Source organism: Streptomyces odontomachicola, from assembly GCF_039605595.1.
Lineage (GTDB): Bacteria > Actinomycetota > Actinomycetes > Streptomycetales > Streptomycetaceae > Streptomyces.
The window spans coordinates 70,546-88,099 of record NZ_JBCFOK010000014.1 but is presented as its reverse complement, the minus strand read 5'-3'; the positions used below and the strand labels follow the sequence as shown (position 1 = coordinate 88,099).

The following is a 17,554-nucleotide window of genomic DNA, read 5'->3' as shown; positions in this document are numbered from 1 at the left end:
GTGGTAGAACCACCATAGGTGGTTCTACTTCGGCATCGGAGATCTCATGGCACCCTCCAAGGTCAGCACCGGGTCCGCGGCCGTCGGCTGCGGCGGCCGCGCGCGGAGTGATCGCTGCCGGCGCTGCGGGGCTCGTGCGCGCCACGCCGGTACGGGAGGCGCCCGATGATGGATCTGACGGTGCTTCCGGGATTCATCGCGGCGATCCTGCTGTTCCTCATTCCGCCCGGCCCCGATATGGCCTACATGCTCGCCGTGGGTCTCGAAGGCGGTCGCCGGGCCGCGCTGAAAGCCATTCTGGGCGTCTGCACAGGCATGAGCATCTACGCCGCAGCCGTCGTCATCGGGATGGGAAAGATCGCCGAGTCGTACCCGCTGGTGCTCGATGCGGTGAGACTGTTCGGCGCGGCGTACCTGCTGTGGCTGGCATGCACGACGGTGCGCAATGCGCGCCGCACGATCAGCGAGCACACCGACATCGCGACAGGCAAATGGTATCTGCGAGGCGTGTTCGTCAGCCTGACGAATCCGAAACTCATGCTGTTCTTCCTCGCGGTGCTCCCGCAGTTCATGGGAAGCGCGGAGAACTATGCCCTGCAGATGGCCATGCTGGGTGCCGTTGACGTTCTCATGGAGATGGTCCTCTACGGAGGCATCGGAGTGCTGGCGGGAGCCTTTCACCGACGCCTCACCGGCACGACGAACGCGGCGACTGTGCTGAATTACATTGCGAGCGCCGTTTACGCCGCGCTGGCGACGACGATCATCGCCGACATCGTCATCGGCTACTGACCCACGCCAGGCTGTGCGACGTCGCGGGGGCGGCGATGCGCCGGACGCCCAACCTCCCCTCGTACGGCCCGGCTTCAAGCAGACGACTTTCGCCTGCGTACGCCCGGCGCGGCACCCGGCGCACCGCTCCCGCGCAGCGCCTGCGCGATGTCCTCCAGGCTGCGGCCCTTCGTCTCGGGGAGGTTGCGGCGCAGGTAGAGGAGGCCGAGGAGGCCGAAGCCCGCGTAGAGCCAGAAGAGTCCGGTGGGGGTCAGGGCGCTGATGGTGGTCAGGACGGTGAGGGAGATGACGAAGTCCAGGCCCCAGTGCGTGACGTTGCCGAAGGAGGACGCCTTGCCGCGCACCGCGGTGGGGAAGATCTCGCTGTTGATGAGCCAGATGCCCAGCCCCAGGCTCGGCGCGAACGCGCCGATGTAGAGGCACAGGCCCGCCACCAGCACCGTCCCGGACGCGGGCTGTCCGCTGCTGCCGAGATAGAGCGCGCCGAGCAGTACGAGGGACAGGACGACGACGGCCGTGCCCCCGAGCAGCAGCGGACGGCGCCCGACGCGGTCGATGAGGAGCAGCGCGGTGCCGGTGGCGAGCATGTTCGCCAGCCCGATTCCGATCGAGGACAGGATCGCCGCCGAACTGCCGAATCCCGCCTGCTGGAGCATCGTGGGCGCGTAGTAGATGACCGCGTTGACGCCGACGAGCTGGTTGGTGGCCGCGACGACCACGCCGAGCAGGATCGCGGGGCGCATGGTCGGACGCAGCAGTTCGCGGTAGCCGGTGCGGGACTCCTGCGCGCTGAGTGACTCGATCTCCTGCAGCTCCTCGTCGGCCTCCCGCGGCGTACGCGTACGCAGCAGAACCGCCCGTGCCTCCTCGCGGCGCCCGCGCTCGAGCAGCCAGCGCGGGCTCTCCGAGAGGCGCTGGACGCCGGCCAGCATGGCCAGCGCGGGGAGGCAGCCGAGGCCGAGCATCCAGCGCCATCCGTGCAGGCCGTCGAAGGCGAAGCCGACGAGGTAGGAGACGAAGATGCCCACGGTGATCATGAGTTGCTGCAGCGAGACGAGTCTGCCGCGGCTGTCCTTGGGGGCTATCTCCGCGATGTAGGCGGGAACGGTGAGCGAGGAGGCGCCGATCGCGAGCCCGAGCAGAACGCGGGCGGTGATCAGTACGCCGACGCCCGGCGCGGCGGCCGAACCGAGGGCGCCGGCCGTGAAGACGGCCGCGGAGCCGAGCAGCGCGCCGCGGCGTCCGATCGCATCGGTGACGGCTCCGCTGACCAGTACCCCGGCGATCGCGCCCAGCAGCAGCGAGGCCACGGTGACCTGCTGCATTCCGGTGGAGAGGCCGAATTCGGGGGTGATGAACAGCAGGGCCGAGGAGATGATCCCGGTGTCGTAGCCGAAGAGGAAGCCGCCCAGCGCGGCGACGGCGGAGGCGCCGAGGACGGCACGGCGCGCGGCGGCGGGTGAGGGCCCGGGGCTCGGGGGAGTGGCCTCGGCGGGGGAGTCGGGCAGGGACATGGCGGCTCGCTTCGGGTGAGGGGCGGTCCTGGGCAGCGGCGTCCGGATTCTGCGGTCCGGCCGGGTGCATGACGCCGGCGCCCACTCCGCGGGCAGGAGGGACGGGCCGCTGCCGCGCCGGTCGGCTCGGCACGGCAGCGAAGGCATGCGGCGCGCAGGGGTGTTGCGCGCATGGGGCGACGGTCGCGCCTGCGGGTGGGCGGGCGCGCCGTACGGGGGCGTGCAGGGTCGTACGAGACAGGTGCCGGGTCGGGCGTGGCCGTACGAGGGCCGCACGTGGTGGTACGAGGTCGTGCTCTCCGTGTGTGCAGTGGTGCAGCGGGCCCACGTCGTCGTGCCGGGTGGTGGGCACGACGACGTGGCCCCGGTGGCCGCCAACTCCCCTTGCGCGGTGGCGAGGTGGAGCTCCGGTCGGGGAAGCGGCCGTCCAGCGAAGGATGGTGGTGCATGGCGCCGTCTCGCGCAAGCGGTTGCGCAAACGCTTGTCTGTCGGTGTGCCACGCGGCGGCCGCCATGCGGCGCCGTTCTGTAGCATCCCCAGGCAGCCGGTTCACGAGGAGTAACAGCGCATGGCAACGATGGCCGACGTCGCACGTCACTCGGGGGTCTCCGTCTCGACGGTGTCCCACGTCCTCAACGGCACGCGCTTCGTGAAGGAGGAGACCCGCACCCAGGTCCTCGAGGCCGTGCGCGCCACCGGCTATGTCGGCAACACCGTGGCCCGCTCCCTGGCCACCTCCAGCACCAAGACCCTCGGCCTGGCCGTGTCCACGGTCACCAACGTGCACTTCGCGCAGCTTCTGTCCACCATCGACGCCACCGCGCGCGCGGCCGGGTACGCCCTGCTCATGGTCGACACCCACGACGATCCCGCCGAGGAGTTCCGCCTCGTGCAGAACCTCCACCAGCGGCGCGTGGACGGCCTGCTGCTCGCCACCGCCGCCGGGCCGCGCGGTCCCTCGCTGCGCTACCTCAAGGAGAGCGGGCTGCCCACCGTGCTCCTCGACCGCTGCGCCAGCCCCGCCTTCGACCAGGTCGGTACGGCGGGTCTGGAGGCCACAGCGCGGCTGGTCGACCATCTCGCGGACTGCGGGCACACGCGCATCGGCATGATCAGTGGGCGGCGCGGCGTACGCACCACAGGCGAGCGTGTACGGGGCTGGCGGCGCGGCATGGAGCGCCGGGGCCTGGAGGCGGGCGACGACCTGGTCGTCTCCGGCAACGGCCAGGCGCTCGCCGCCCAACAGGCCGTCGAGCACCTGCTGTCCATCGAGCGACCGCCCACGGCGCTGGTCGTCGGCAACAACCACATGACCATCGGCGCCCTGCGCGGCCTGCGCCGCATGGGCCGGCAGGTCCCCGGCGACGTGGCGCTCTGCGCCTTCGACCAGCTCGAATGGGCCGACCTCATCGAACCGCGCCTGACGGTGATCGCCCAGCCCCTGGAGCAGATCGGCGCAACGGCCGTACGCCTGCTCCTGGAGCGGATCGCCGATCCGGGCGGGACGCGGCAGACGGTCCTGCTGGAGTCGACTCTGCTGCACGGGGAGTCGTGCGGCTGTGGGGGAGGGGGCGGGGCAACTGCGGGCCGGGAATGAGCAGGTAGGGCCCGTCTTCAAACGTCATCGGATGGTGGATGATGGCGGGGTGATACGTCGCCATGAACTCACCGACTAGGAGTGGGAGTTGCTCGCTCCGCTGCTCCCGCGGGCTGCGACCGTTCGGCCACAAGTGGCGGACAGGCAGGTCATCAACGGGGTGGTCTACAAGATCCGCACAGGCATCTCCTGGCGTGACCTGCCCGAGCGTTACGGTCCGTGCAAGACGGTCTATACGCGCTTTCGCCGGTACGCCCTGGACGGCGTCTTCACCCGCGCCCTGCAGCAGATCCAGGCCCGGGCGGATGCCGCCGGGGACATCGACTGGCTGGTCCAGATCGACTCCACCATCGTCCGTCCCCATCAGCATGCCGCCGCCATCGGCCGAAAAGGGGGAGGCAGCGGCGGGACGAACCAGACGATCACGCCCTCGGCCGATCCCCTGGAGGACTGACCACCAAAGTCCATCTCGCCTGCGATGGCCGAGGGCGCCCGCTCCCCTCCTGCTCACGCCGGGACAGCGGCACGACAGCCCCTGCGCCCGCCCCCTGCTGGAGCGGGTCCGCGTCCCGCGCACGGCTCTTGGCCGCCCACGCTGCCGCCCTGAGCACATCATCGCCGACAAGGCCTACAAATCCCGCGGATTCCGCGCCTACCTGCGACGGCGCGGCATCGCCCACACCATCCCGGAGAAGGGCGACCAGCGTCGCCACCGCCACAACCGCGGCCGCCACGGCGGCAGGCCACCGGCGTTCGACCGGGCCACCTACCGCCGACGCAACGTCGTCGAGCGCTGCTTCAACCGGCTCAAGGGCTTCCGCGGCATCGCCACGAGATACGACAAGACCGCTACCTCATACGCAGCAGCGGTCTCACTCGCCTCGTTCCTACTCTGGACAAGACCCGTTTGAAGACGGGCTCTAGTGACGGTCGGTCCGCAGCGAAGGTGTACACCGTGGGACCGGTGCAGGCCCGCCGAGAACTTCGCCAGCGTCCCGCCGAGCGCACCCAGTAGCGGTGCGATGCCGCGTTCGGCGACCGTGACCTCGATGCCCCGTTCCCGGCAGACAGGGGCGATCTCGGACCCGGTGAGGCTGCCATCGATCACCGTACGCGCGGCGGCGGTCCGACGGGGTGGGGCCCAGTCGGTGATGCCCGGCCGCGACTGTCACTTGCCGGGGCTCTCCGAAGGCAGCGGCTTGTCCAGCATCTGGCAGACCGCCTCGTCGACGAGGGCCTTGTTCGCGGCTGCGGCCGTCTTCTCCTTGATACCGAAGTTCGTGCTCGTCAGGACCGCGACGCTGCGGTGTCCGCCGGCGTCGGTGTAGAACTCACTGGAGTAGCCGGGCAGGCCCCCGGTGTGGCCCCAGACAGTGCCGCAGGGCGCGTTCACCTTCATCAGGCCGAGTCCGTACCCTCCGCCCTCCTCGGGAGCGGCGACGGTGGTGCGCATCTGCTTCATCTGGGCCTCGGGCAGGAGCTTGCCGGACATCAGCGCGGTCAAAAGGCGCTGCCAGTCCCGAGCGGTGGAGACCATGCCTCCCGCCGCCCAGGACCAGCTCGGGTCGATGGCGGCGGTGTCGACGTTGCCCTGGGGGCGTTCGGGCCCGGCGAACCCGACGCCTTCGGGCAGGTCCACGGTCCCGGAGAGGATTTGCCTCAGGCGCCCGGCGTTCGGCTCGTAGCCGGTCACGTGCTGCTTTCCGGCGCTCCAGGCGGCGTTCGTGGCCAGGAAGGAGTCCTTCATCCCCAGCGGCTTGGTGATCTTCTGTGCGATCAGTTCGGCGAGGCTGCTCCCCGTGACCTTCTCCAGGATCAGCCCGAGGGCCAGATAGTTGGCGTTGCTGTAGGAGTACTTCTCACCGGGCCCGGCCGGTGGGTCCTGCTCGGGAGTGATGGCGAGGAGGTCCTCCGGCCGCCAGGTGCGTTCCTTCTGGCCCATGAGGGAGGGCAGAAACTCCGGTGTCAGGAGAAAGTCCCCCAGACCGCTGGTGTGGTTGAGCAGCATCCGGACGGTGACGTCCTTGCCGTCCTGGACCACTCCGGGCAGCAACTTCTCCACCGGGTCGTCCAGGCCGATCCGGTGCTGGGCGACCAGCTGCAGGACGAGGGTCGCGGTGACCGTCTTGGTGTTGGACCCGATCCTGAACTGGTCACCGACGGCGAGCCGGTGATCGTGCTTCGTCCAGGCGGCCTGTCGTGCGATTTCCTCGGGCGCCCCGTCGCCGCGGTCGACCCGGACGGTCACCCCCAGGGAACCCTTGTCCGCCGCCTTCTGCGCGAGGCCGGCCAGCCTCTGGTGGGCCGACGCGGCCGCCGCGCCCTGCGCCGCGTCCGAGCAGCCCATGAGCATCCCGCTCATCCCGGTCGCCAACGCCAATGTCAGCACCCCACGCAGGATCCGGTGGCGAGACGAAGTGTGTACGGGCATGGCAGATTCCCTTCGGCACATGACGGTTGCTCCGTGCGTCGAGGGCCCGGTCGTACGTCCCGCAGTGCGGGTTCGCGGCGGGCCCTGCGCAGGAAGACCATTCAGCCAGCGACGGCCGCCCGGCACATCGATCGATGGCGCGCTTCCAGGCGGGTGCCGACTCACTCCAAGGAATGACGTGGACGGGCGCGGCGTCCCGCTGCCCCTCGTCCCACCGAGGAGGGTCAGGACAGCGTGTTCCTGGCCAACACCGCTGCCTGCGTCCGGCTTTGGCAGCCGGTCTTCGTGAGCATGCGGCTGACATGCGACTTCACCGTGTGCAGACTCACCACTAGCCGCTCGGCAATCTCGGCGTTGCTCAGCCCGTCCCCGACAAGCCGCAGCACGTCGCGCTCCCGCTCGGTGAGTTCTGCCAGCCGGCCCAGCTCCTGGTCGCCGGGCCGTTGGCGGGCGCTCAGATGGCCCTGGATGATCCGGCGGGTCACCACCGGGCTCAGCGCACTGTGTCCGGCCGCCGCCGCCCGCACCGCACTGGTGAGTTCCTCGTACGGGCTGTTCTTCAGGAGAAACCCGGACGCCCCGGCGGCGAGCGCGTCGTCGACGTACTCGTCGAGATCGAACGTCGTCAGCATGAGCGCCTGGCTCCGGCCCGGCCCGAGCATTCCCCGCCGGCCCAGCTCGGCCAGCGCCCACAGACCGTTACGACGCGGCATGCGGATGTCCAGCAGCAGCACGTCCGGCCTCAGCCGCGCGCACACCTCAACGGCTTCCTCGCCGTCCCCGGCGGTGCCTGCCACGGTGAGATCGGCCTGACTGTCCAGGATCGCGCTCAGGCCGGCGCGGATGATCGGCTCGTCGTCCACCACGAGCACGCTGATCTGTTCAGGCACCGGCTTTCTCCAGTGGCATCGTGGCGACGACGCGGAAGCCGCCGTCACCGGTCGGCCCGGCAGCGAGTTCTCCACCCAGCGCGTCCACCCGTTCGCGCATGCTGACCAGGCCGAGCCCGATCCCCGCGCCGGCCGTGCCGCGCCGTAGCCCACGGCTGTTCTCCACCTGCCACCGCAGTCGGCCGTCCGTGTCGTCGACGGTGAGCCGGACTGCCGCCCCGGGCGCGTGCCGGCGAGCGTTGGCCAGTGCTTCCTGCACGACGCGGTACACGACCGTCTGCACCACAGCAGGCAGCGACTCCAGTACGGAGCCCGCCATCTCCATCCGCACCTCCACCGTTCCTCCCGCGGTGCGGTGACTGTCCAGCAGCGTGCCCAGCTCACCAAGTCCAGGCACCGGTTGCAGCGGAGCGGCGTCCGCAGGACTACGGAGCATACGCAGCAGATCACGCAGGTCACCGCTGCTCTGCCGGCCCGCCGCCGCCAACCCGTCGATCTGGGCACGGGCCCAGCCTGGCAGTTCGTCGCCGCGGGCACGCAGGGCCTCCGCGTGCACGACGAGCAGGGTGAGCGAGTGCGCGACCACGTCGTGCATCTCGCGGGCGATCCGCGCCCGCTCCCGCTGTGTGGCATGCGCTGCTTCCAATCGCCGCGCGCGACTCGCCTCGGCCGCCCGCTGCTCGGCCGCGGCGAGCAACGCACGCCGGGAACGTGAAGCGAAACCCATGACCCACGCCAGTGGCATCGGAGCCAGAGCGGCGAGGACGTCCAAACCGCCCCGGAACTCACTGGTACTGGCTGTCATCCGGTTCAGCCACAGGCCGAGCAGACAGATCACGCCGCCGCCGAGCAGCGCCGACGCGGTACGCACCCAACTCGTGCAGTGATTGCCCAAGTTGTAAAGAAGCACGGCGAGCGACACGAAAGCCAGCGGGGTCAGTTTGGCCCCCTCGCCCGCGCTCCCCACCAGCGCCGCCACGAACGCACCGAAGCCCGTGACGAAGGCGGTCGCCGGCAACCGCCGCCGCAGCACCAACACCACCGCGGCCAGCGCCTCGTAGCCGATGAGCGATGCCCACGCCGGCCTTGAGGTGTCGACGTACGGCTGCGACAGCAGCGGCGGCAGAACCGTCAGGGCGACCAGGCCCGCATCAGTGGCCCCTCTGGGCCAGTTGCCGTCGATCACTTTCATCCGCCCGACGCTAAGCGCTCATGTGCCGCTCTTCATCACTCCTAAGTGCCTGTTTTTCGATTCCAGGTTGTGAGTAGCTTTGGGGCCTGGACTGACCGTGTGTTCGAGGACGCAGGGGCCGGAGAGCGAGTGTGCGTAGAGCTGCGGTGAACGGCTGAGGCCGGAGGCACGGCCGGATGCGGTGTACGGCTCAGCAGCCTGTCGTTCCAGGCAGTGGCGCCGGGGCCGCCGATTGCGCAAGCTTTGGTGGCCGCTGAGTTGAGCGGTGCCCGGCCTGGCCAAGTGCCCCGAGTGCGGCGACACGTGGCTGGGCGGTGCGGACCGGCAGTCGAACGCCGTCTACTGCTCGCGGCCGGTGCGTCACGAGGGCCTGGAGGGCCCGGAAGGAAACGTTCCATCGTCCACCATCCGATGACGTTTGAAGACGGGCCCTAGCCCCTCACGTGGGCCCGCGCCCTGCGCGGTGACGACTTCGCGCACGAAGGTTCCGCCGCCGGACACCACCGCTTGACGCCCTGCCGGACACCGCTTCTGGACACCCCGCCGGTCACCTCGTACAGTCTCGGACCATTCGTGCCCGGCCACCTCGCCGGGTTCCTCCGTGTGTTGCGGCCCGCTCTCGTCGGCGGGGGCCGCAGTCAGGGCGCCGTGCCCGCGTGTTCCGGTCTGTCGGGGACCGTGGACGCGGCAGGCGCCGCCACAGCCACCACGACTGTCAGCAGTGCGCAATGCGCGCGGTGTCCACCGAGTGTGCGCCGGCGCGTCGCCGCGCACTGCTGCGGAGGAGAGCCGCCGTGTCCGATCAACTCCCGCACAGCCACCACAGCGCACACCACGCGCAGCTCAGCCGTCGCCGCCTTCTCGCCGCCTCGTGCGCGGTGCTCGGTACGGGTGCACTGGGCGCACTGGGGTCGACCAGTACGCCCGCCGCGGCCGCCGCCGTCACGGGGTCTGCGGGGTACACCGAGCCCTACCGCCCCCAACTGCACTTCTCCCCGGCCCGGAACTGGATGAACGACCCCAACGGGCTCCTTCACCACGACGGGACCTACCACCTCTTCTTCCAGTACAACCCGGAGGGCGCGACCTGGGGAAACATGTCCTGGGGCCACGCCGTCAGCACCGATCTGACCCACTGGCACGAACGCGGCGTCGCCATCCCGGAGGACGACACGGAGATGATCTTCTCCGGGAGCGCCGTCTTCGACCGCGAGAACACCAGCGGCCTGGGCACCGCCGACGACCCGCCGCTCGTCGCCGTCTACACCAGCCACCTCCAGGACGGCAGCCGCCAGCGCCAGTCCCTCGCCTACAGCACCGACGGCGGCGAGAACTGGAGGAAGTACGAGGGCAATCCCGTACTCGACATCGGCGCCAAGGACTTCCGCGACCCGAAGGTCTTCTGGCACGCGGCCACCGGCCGCTGGGTGATGGCCGTGGCGCTGTCCCTCGAGCACACGATCCGCTTCTACGCGTCGCCCGACCTGAAGAACTGGACCCACCTCAGCGACTTCGGCCCGAGCGGAGCGACCGGCGGGATATGGGAGTGCCCCGACCTGTTCGAGCTGCCCGTGGACGGGGACGCGCGGCGCACGCGCTGGGTGCTGATCGTGAACATCAACCCCGGCGGCCCGGCGGGGGGTTCGGCGGGGCAGTACTTCATCGGCGACTTCGACGGCACCGCCTTCACCGCCGACACCGGTGGACCCGGCACCCGCTGGCTCGACCACGGCGCCGACTGCTACGCGGGCGTCACCTACAACGACGCCCCCGAAGGCCGCCGCATCCTCCTCGCCTGGATGAACAACTGGCTCTACGGCGAACGCATCCCGACCGCCCCCTGGCGCAGCGCCATGACCTTCCCGCGCGAACTCGCCCTGCGCAGCGCCTCCGAGGCGGAGGGGAACGCGGTGCTGGTGCAGCAACCCGTCGCCGAACTGGAGGGATTGCGCGGCCGCACGCTCGCGCGGCTGGCGGGCAGGGAGGTCGCCGCGGGCAGCACGCCCCTCCTCGTACGCGACACCGGCCTCTCCTACGAGGTCGAGGCCGAACTCGGCGCGGCGCAGGGCACCCGGCGCTTCGGCCTGGAGATCCGCGCCGGCGGCGGCCATCGCACCCGGGTCGGCTACGACGCGGACAGCGGCGAACTGTACGTGGACCGCACCGCATCCGGCGCCGTCGGCTTCGATGACCACTTCCCCGGTCTGCACCGCGCACCGCTCGCCGTGCCGGAGGGCGGCACGCTGCGCCTTCGCCTCCTCGTGGACGCCTCCTCGGTCGAGGTCTTCGCCCAGGAAGGCCGGGTCTGCCTCACCGACCAGATCTTCCCCGACGACCGGGCCACGGCCCTTCAGGCCTTCGCCGAGGAAGGCCCGGCCCGCATCGAGGCTCTGGTGGTCCGAGAGCTGCATTCGGCGTGGCGCTGAGCCACCCGGAGGGACCGGCGTCCGGGCGTCCCCCGCTTCCTTACGAGGTGGGCGGGCCGCCCGGACGTGCGGGGGGCGTGACGCGCTCGTCCATCCCCGGCGCCCGATCTCGATCACGTTCCTGTCCGGCTCGACCGCTCAGCGGTGCCGCGCCGCCGACTCGTTCCGCCGCGGCAGCGACATCTCGAACGGTGCCGGGCGACCTCGCTATCGGCGCCGTTGCAGTACAGCGCGTGGACCGCCCCGGACGGCACGTCACGGCTCACCGGGGGCGGCGCGGTGTCACGCAGGAGCGCCGAGCGGCGGGTGCTCGAGCACGCGGGGCCTGTACTCGACCACTTGGATGCGGCCGTCGAAGGTGCGGTGGTCGATCATCTCGAGGGCGACGTCCGGATAGCCGTCGTAGATGCGTTCTTCGCCCGTGGCCCCGGTGATCACCGGGAATATCCCGACCCGGAAGCGGTCGACGAGTCCGGCTCGTAGCAGGGACCGGCACAGGCTGAGGCTGCCGATCGTGCTGAGGAGCCCCGAGCCGCTCGACTTCATGGCGCGGACCGCCTCGACGGCGTCGTCGCGGACGAGCGTGGAGTTGGCCCACGTCAGTGGCTCATCGAGGGAGGAGGAGAACACCACCTTGGACGCCCTCGTGAGCCCGTCGACGGACGCCTCTTCCTCGGCCCGGAACTCGTCTTGGCCCTTGGGGACCTCGCCGGCGGCGAAGCCCGACATCAGGCGGTAGGTGTTCGCTCCCATCAGGTAGGTGACTTCGGGCTGCTCGCCGAGCCACGCGAGGTACTCCGGACCCTCCAGGCCCCAGAATCCGGGCCATCCCTCTCCCGATGCGTAGCCGTCGAGGGAGGTGATGAAGTCGACGAGAAGCTCCGACATGACGGGCCTCCTTCCCTAGGGGTGCCACGAGCTTGGACCGACCGGGAGCCACGAACTCATCGGCCGCGCTGTGGGGTAGCGAGGAAACCCATGACGCCGCAGCCGACCCTCTCGTCCAGGAGCGGCGCCGGCCTCCAGTGCGGCGCGGCGGGGCGAGATTATGGTCGCGCTCGCCGAGGGCACGACGGGCGAATCCCCCTCGCCGAAAGCGCCAGGGGCCGCAGTGCTGCCGTGCGGCAAGCCGCACCACAGCACTCAACTGGTAGAACGTCAGCCGGGCAAAGGCTGAGTCGCATGCGCCGAGTCGGCCATACCCGAGGTGGCTGCCTACCCGATCGGCCCACCGCTGATCGGCCGTGCGCCTCAGGACAGTGAAACTCCGCCCCGCGCCGGTCCCGCACACCCGTCCGCACTCGCGCGCGGGTGAACCTCCCCTGCCCATGTGACAACACGGGCAGCGCCGCCCCGTTCCCCAACATCCGCGGTGGTAACCGTGTAGCGCCACGCAGACCTCCGATGGATCCAGCCGAGGAGCGCACGCCATGGAGCAGATCGCCTCCCGTCGCACCGTCCTGCGCACGGCGAGCGCCGCCGTGCTCGCGCAGGCCATGACCGGCGCCATCCCGGCCGCTGCCGCACCTGTGGCAGCCCACCGTCCTCGGCGGCGGCCCCGCAACGGGCAGCGCGTCGCGATCCTCGGTGCCGGCCTTTCCGGGCTGGCGGCCGCCCTGGAGCTGCGCGATGCCGGGTACGACGTACGGATCCTGGAGGCCCTGCCCCGCCCCGGCGGGCGCAGCCTCACCGTCCGCGGGGGCGATGAGGTGACCGAGGTCTGGGATGACGGCAGGCCCCGCACGCAACGGTGCCGGCTCGAGGAGGGGATCTACCTCAATCTCGGCCCGGGCCGGATTCCCCATCACCACCGACGAGTGCTCCACCTGTGCCGGCGGCTCGGCGTCGCACTGGAGCCGTACATCCTGGAGAACTCCGCGACCTGCTACCACACGCCCCGTGCCTTCGACGGCAGGTCTGTCGCACAGCGCCGCATCACCCACGACACCCGCGGCCGCATCGCCGAACTCGCCGCCGAGCGGGTCCGCGAGGGAGGGCGGCACAGCGACGGGCTCGATCGCGGGCAACGGCGGGAGATGCTGGACCTGCTCCGCGCCTTCGGCGACCTCGATGAGGTCACTTCGCGGTACGAGGGATCCACCCGTGCCGGTCTGAGTAAGCCGCTGAGCGTCCATCAGATGCACGAGCCCGCCGCGCCGCTGTCGCTCGGCGAGCTGGTGGAGGGGCAGCACTGGCACAACAGGTTCTACTGGCCGCTCGGCTACGACAGGCAAGGCCCCCTGTTCCAGCCGGTCGGCGGCATGGACATGATCATCAAACGCCTGGTGGGCGCCCTCGGTGACGGTGTGATCAGCTACAGCGCGCCGGTCACCGGCGTCCGGCTGCTGGACGGCGCCGTCCACCTGGCCTGGAGCGAGGACGGCCGGCCCCGCTCCGGGCGGTTCGACCACTGTCTCAGCAGCATTCCGCTGCCACGGCTCGCCGCCCTCGAACTCGAGGGCTTCTCCCGGCCGTACGTCGAGGCCGTACGGCACTGCCGCTACGCCCCCGCCTGCAAGCTCGGCTGGCAGGCCAACAGCCGGTTCTGGGAGGCCGATACGTACGACATCTACGGCGGCATCAGCTGGCTGGACCACGAGATCATGCAGATCTGGTATCCCAGCCACGGCTACTTCTCGGACAAGGGCGCGCTGATCGGCGCCTACAACTACGGCAAGAGGGCTGCCCGTTTTGGCGACCGCAGCCATGCCGAGCGGCTGCGCTGCGCGCGGGAGGCCGGCGCCCGCATCCACCCGGAGTTCCACGACCGGCGGGTCATGCCCGAGGAGCGGGGCATGTCCGTCGCCTGGCACAAGGTGCCCCACCAGGCGGGCGGCTGGGCCGAGTGGAGGGCCGAGGATGAGGAGGACAAGCAGGCCTACGGGGCCCTGCTCTACCCGGAGGGCCGCTTCCACGCCATCGGCTGCCAGCTCTCGCCGCTGCCGAGCTGGCAAGAGGGCGCCCTGATGTCCGTGGAGTGGGTCGTGGAGGTGCTCACCCACCCGAAGCGACACCGGGTCCGCCGACTCGTCCGCCGGGCGCCGGACTCCTGGCGTCTGACCCACACTCCGGACTGATCCGCTTGCCGGGATCGGCACCGTCCGCACTCGCCGGCCGCCGGTTTCGCGTCGAACGACAGTGGTGCCCTTCGGACGCACACCAGGGGGCGGGGGTTGTACACGCGGCCGTCCTTTTTGTAGGACCGTGACCTGCATGTTTTCCATGAGGTGACCTGAACCACAAGATCCCTGTGTGGTTTGGTCCGTACTTTCTTAGGCGGTTCTAATGAACCCCGCCCGCGCTCACCTTCGAGCCCGGGCGCACGAAGAAGGGCGCCCCGCCTATCCCAAAGCCAGGGGCGCCCTTTGCCGCGTTTGCACTACGGCACAGGAAAAAATACATGAGCATCGTCAAGCGCCGCGCCGCCGCCGCATCGGGCCTGGCCGTCGCCGCCATCATGGCCGCCGGTCCCGCCGCGACGGCCGCCGAGCCGCACACCGGCCCGGACGTCCCCACGGCCGTCAGCCAGAAGGCCGCCTCGGGCCTCACCAGCCACCTGGCCGGAGTCGGGTCCGGGTTCGAGTCGAACACGCGGTGGTCGGACTCCAAGTACAACCAGATCAAGTTCACCGGCTGCACAGTCGCCGGAGCCAAGGGCAAGAGTACCCACGTGCAGCTCAAGCGCGACGTGCCGCTGCGCCCGGACCCCACCCCCAACCAGAAGCGGTTCACCGGCTGCTTCAACAGCAAGGGCAGTCACAGTTACCTGACCTCCCACAAGTTGGACAAGGGCACCTACTACTTCCGCATCGCGAAGATCAATGACACGGAGCACACCCGTTACACGAAGCTGAGTGTGAAGACGGTCAACATCAAGACCAAGAAGTAGCGCTCCGCTCCCCATTGCATCCGGGGCGCCCCACGAGACAAGCGGGGCGCCCCGGTCCCTTTTCTCCGCCCTGTGAAACGGAAGCGCTCGATGAAACTCTCCTCGCGGCTGCGCGCGAGCTGTCTGCCGTGGGCCGGCCCCCTTGCCCTGGCCCTGACGGTCTTCTACTATTTCGGCGGGATTCAGGTCGAACTCGACGCCAGTGCCGAGCCGTTGGCCGATGCCCCGAACCTGGTGTCCCACGTGACGGAATACATGTTCGTCCTCGCCTACGCCATCGCGGCCTGCCTGGGCGTGTGGGAGTCGGGACGTCTCAAGGACGCGGGGGTGTGGCAGTCCGTCCCCGCGCGCTCCCGCTACTGCATCGCCTTCGACGCGCTCATACCGCCCGTCCTGGTGTCCTGGTCGCTGTTCCTGGTGCCCTCCGCCATGGTGCTGGTGCACAAGAGCGTGTGGCCCATCTGGGGGCTGGCCCCGATGCTGGGTCTTGGCATGATCCTCTCCGCTGCGTGGGCGGCCATCGGCTTCGCAGCCGGTATGCGCTTCACCCGCCTGATCGCCGCCCCGGTGCTGGCCGCAGGCGTCTTCTACGTCATCGGCTGGTCCGTCACCTACATCCCGTACTGGCCGCGCCATATCTCCGGCATGCTGCCGTCGATGATGTACGGGGAGCGCTACACCCTCCCCACCCTGCTCGCCCACCTCCTCCCCGCCTCCTGTCTCGCGGCGGGCCTTGCCCTGCTGTGGCTGCCGCGGCAAGGCGGGGGACGAGCGTGGCGCATCGGCGCCCGCGTCGCCGCCGCGGCGGTTGCGGCAGCCGGGTTCGCGGGCGCCTACACGATCGTCAAGGACTGGGACCACAGCCCGAGGCTCGCCCACGGCCAGGTCTCCATGCAGTGCTCGGGCACGACACCGCGCGTGTGCATGCCGGAGTCCTCCGCGGCTGAGCGCGCATCCGCGCGCCACCAGATCCGGGACGTCTTCTCCAAGCTGGAGAAGGCGGGCGTACCTGCCCGGAAGCCGCAGGAGATACGTGACACGCTCGGCGACGGCCGCTTCGGCGGACAGGAGGACCACCGCCGCGGCAGGTTGCGGATGCCGCTGACGGAGTCGCAGCAGGCGGGCACCCTGCGGTTCGAGGCGCTGCATGAGGCCGTGAAGTTCCACTACCCGGACGAGGAGACCCGCTCCCCGAACCAGGCCACAGCGCTCTACAGCGCACGCTTGTGGGCCGCGAAGGTCGTCGGAGCCGACCGCGCGGAGCGGGCCGATCAGGGGGAAGCACTCGGCGCCTATTCCGGCAGGGCCGGGAAGATGCGCCGGACGATCGACCGCCGTGTCAGTGCCGTTCTGAACGAGTCCGAAGATGCCCAGGCCGCGTGGTTCCGCGGCCAGATGCGCACCGGCCGGCTGCGTACCGGGAGGTCCTGATGCGCTGGTGGTTCAAAGCACGCGAGATCCACACCACTCTCGCCCTGGGATACGCGCTGTTCTTCCTGCTGGCGGCCTTCACCGTCGGGCACGAGATCGTCCTGCCCTCGTTCCTCAGCGGGGCGACCGCGCCCGTGTCCTTCGCCATGTTCGCTCCCGTCGCGCTGTGCGGGGCACTGCTGAAATCGCTGGACTCGCGCCTGCACGCCGCCGAGGACACCTCCCTGCGCCCCGTGCATCTCCTGGACGTCGCCCTGGCCGCGGCTGTGGTCATCGCCGCCGCCATGACCGGCCTTGCGCTGTGGGCCGCGGGAAGCGGTGACGAGGCACTGGTGATGGGCCGTAACACCGCCTTCCTCACCGGACTGATGCTGTGCGCACGGGCGGTGGTGTCCCAGGTGGCGGCGCTGGTGCCGATCGGCTGGATCCTCCTGGTGATCCTCTTCGGGTACGGGCCGAGCATGCACCCGTATTTCTGGACCGTCCTCGCACGGGGCTCGGCCGACCCCTACGCCCTCACCGGCGCCGCGCTGGCCTTCGCCGCCGGACTCGCCGCCGTGCTGACCGCATCGCACCGCACCCGCACCTGACGCACAAGGGAAACCGTCGTGACGCTGGAACTCAACTCCGTCTCCTACACGTACAACCGCCGCTCCCGGCCGGTTCTGGAACACCTCAGCTACCAGATGGGCGAGGGCCTGACCATCCTCCTCGGCCCCAATGGAGCGGGAAAGTCAACGCTGTTGAAGCTCGCCGCCGGGGTGAATCAGCCGGATTCGGGAACCGTCACCCTCGACGGGCACGCCTCCGGCACACGGGCATACCGGGCGGGGGTGGCGTGGATGCCGCAGCACATCACCGCGATGGCCGCCCTCACCGCCCGCGAACAGGTCGCCTACAGCGGCTGGCTCAAGGGAATGTCCCGCCAGGACGCCTGGAGGGAAGCCTCCCGCGCCCTGGCCCGCGTCGACCTCTCCCAGCAAGCCGGCACCAAGACCCGGAAACTCTCCGGGGGACAGCTGCGCCGCGTGGGCGTCGCCTCCGCGCTCGTCCACGGCGCCCGCGCGCTGCTGTTGGACGAGCCGACCGCGGGCATGGACTCCCGGCAGCGCCGCATCTTCCGCGACCTGCTCAACACCCTGACCGGCCAGGTCCAGGTGCTGCTGTCCACTCACGATGTGGTCGACCTGGCGGAGGACGCCGACCAGGTGACGGTGCTGGACCAGGGCCGCATCGCCTACACCGGAAACACCCGTGGGTTCCTCGAACACGCCCCGCAGGGTACGGCGGAGGGCCGCATGGCAGAGGCGGCCTACGCCGAACTCGCCACCGGATAGACAAACCGGCTCCTCGAGGGGACCTCTGCGGTTGGTGTGGGCGTTCACACGGCG

The 17,554-nt window shown here is 70.2% G+C and carries 13 protein-coding genes and 2 pseudogenes; 9 read left to right on the top strand and 6 right to left on the bottom strand.

Annotated features, from left to right (window positions below; genetic code table 11):
• The first annotated feature begins 165 nt into the window (after nt 1–165).
• On the top strand, nt 166–792 hold the full coding sequence (locus tag ABEE00_RS24565) for a LysE family translocator (RefSeq protein WP_345747820.1): 627 nt from the start codon (nt 166–168) through the stop codon (nt 790–792).
• Nucleotides 793–866: 74 nt separating this feature from the next.
• On the opposite strand, the gene ABEE00_RS24560 is transcribed toward ABEE00_RS24565, so the two are convergent.
• Nucleotides 867–2,306 carry a sugar porter family MFS transporter gene (locus tag ABEE00_RS24560; RefSeq protein WP_345747819.1) on the bottom strand — a complete coding sequence of 480 codons (1,440 nt, stop codon included), beginning with the start codon at nt 2,304–2,306 and terminating at the stop codon, nt 867–869.
• 569 nt (nt 2,307–2,875) lie between these two features.
• Between ABEE00_RS24560 and ABEE00_RS24555 the strand changes: the two genes are divergently transcribed.
• Nucleotides 2,876–3,904, top strand: a complete 1,029-nt coding sequence (locus tag ABEE00_RS24555) for a LacI family DNA-binding transcriptional regulator (protein ID WP_345747818.1) — start codon at nt 2,876–2,878, stop codon at nt 3,902–3,904.
• An 88-nt stretch (nt 3,905–3,992) separates the two neighbouring features.
• Nucleotides 3,993–4,815: pseudogene (locus ABEE00_RS24550) on the top strand (IS5 family transposase).
• Nucleotides 4,816–4,829: 14 nt separating this feature from the next.
• Here ABEE00_RS24550 and ABEE00_RS24545 read toward each other — a convergent pair.
• From ABEE00_RS24545 to ABEE00_RS24530, 4 genes and pseudogenes are all read right to left on the bottom strand, one after another.
• A pseudogene (locus ABEE00_RS24545) lies at nt 4,830–5,012 on the bottom strand (NAD-binding protein); the annotation flags it as partial.
• A gap of 60 nt (nt 5,013–5,072) precedes the next feature.
• On the bottom strand, nt 5,073–6,284 hold the full coding sequence (locus ABEE00_RS24540) for a serine hydrolase domain-containing protein (protein ID WP_345747965.1): 1,212 nt from the start codon (nt 6,282–6,284) through the stop codon (nt 5,073–5,075).
• A gap of 275 nt (nt 6,285–6,559) precedes the next feature.
• The gene (locus tag ABEE00_RS24535; RefSeq protein WP_345747817.1) at nt 6,560–7,225 is read right to left on the bottom strand and encodes a response regulator transcription factor; all 666 of its coding nucleotides are present in this window, start codon (nt 7,223–7,225) and stop codon (nt 6,560–6,562) included.
• The gene (locus ABEE00_RS24530; RefSeq protein WP_345747816.1) at nt 7,218–8,417 is read right to left on the bottom strand and encodes a sensor histidine kinase; all 1,200 of its coding nucleotides are present in this window, start codon (nt 8,415–8,417) and stop codon (nt 7,218–7,220) included. Before ABEE00_RS24530 ends, ABEE00_RS24535 begins: the two co-directional genes overlap by 8 nt.
• A gap of 794 nt (nt 8,418–9,211) precedes the next feature.
• On the opposite strand from ABEE00_RS24530, the gene ABEE00_RS24525 reads away from it, so the two are divergent.
• Nucleotides 9,212–10,843 carry a glycoside hydrolase family 32 protein gene (locus ABEE00_RS24525; RefSeq protein WP_345747815.1) on the top strand — a complete coding sequence of 544 codons (1,632 nt, stop codon included), beginning with the start codon at nt 9,212–9,214 and terminating at the stop codon, nt 10,841–10,843.
• Nucleotides 10,844–11,125: 282 nt separating this feature from the next.
• Here the strand turns inward: ABEE00_RS24525 and ABEE00_RS24520 are convergent, their stop codons facing one another.
• Nucleotides 11,126–11,731: a dihydrofolate reductase family protein gene (locus ABEE00_RS24520; protein ID WP_345747814.1), complete on the bottom strand. Its 606-nt coding sequence runs from the start codon at nt 11,729–11,731 to the stop codon at nt 11,126–11,128.
• A 542-nt stretch (nt 11,732–12,273) separates the two neighbouring features.
• Between ABEE00_RS24520 and ABEE00_RS24515 the strand changes: the two genes are divergently transcribed.
• The 5 genes from ABEE00_RS24515 to ABEE00_RS24495 all read left to right on the top strand — a co-directional run bounded on the left by ABEE00_RS24515 (nt 12,274) and on the right by ABEE00_RS24495 (nt 17,500).
• Entirely contained in the window at nt 12,274–13,920 is a 1,647-nt protein-coding gene (locus tag ABEE00_RS24515; RefSeq protein ID WP_345747813.1) for a flavin monoamine oxidase family protein, read from the top strand.
• A 323-nt stretch (nt 13,921–14,243) separates the two neighbouring features.
• Nucleotides 14,244–14,732: a hypothetical protein gene (locus tag ABEE00_RS24510; RefSeq protein ID WP_345747812.1), complete on the top strand. Its 489-nt coding sequence runs from the start codon at nt 14,244–14,246 to the stop codon at nt 14,730–14,732.
• Between the two features lie 90 nt (nt 14,733–14,822).
• Nucleotides 14,823–16,163: a hypothetical protein gene (locus ABEE00_RS24505; protein ID WP_345747811.1), complete on the top strand. Its 1,341-nt coding sequence runs from the start codon at nt 14,823–14,825 to the stop codon at nt 16,161–16,163.
• On the top strand, nt 16,163–16,753 hold the full coding sequence (locus ABEE00_RS24500) for a hypothetical protein (protein WP_345747810.1): 591 nt from the start codon (nt 16,163–16,165) through the stop codon (nt 16,751–16,753). The genes ABEE00_RS24505 and ABEE00_RS24500 overlap by 1 nt, the downstream gene beginning before the upstream one ends.
• A gap of 18 nt (nt 16,754–16,771) precedes the next feature.
• Nucleotides 16,772–17,500: an ATP-binding cassette domain-containing protein gene (locus tag ABEE00_RS24495; RefSeq protein WP_345747809.1), complete on the top strand. Its 729-nt coding sequence runs from the start codon at nt 16,772–16,774 to the stop codon at nt 17,498–17,500.
• The last annotated feature ends 54 nt before the right edge of the window (nt 17,501–17,554 follow it).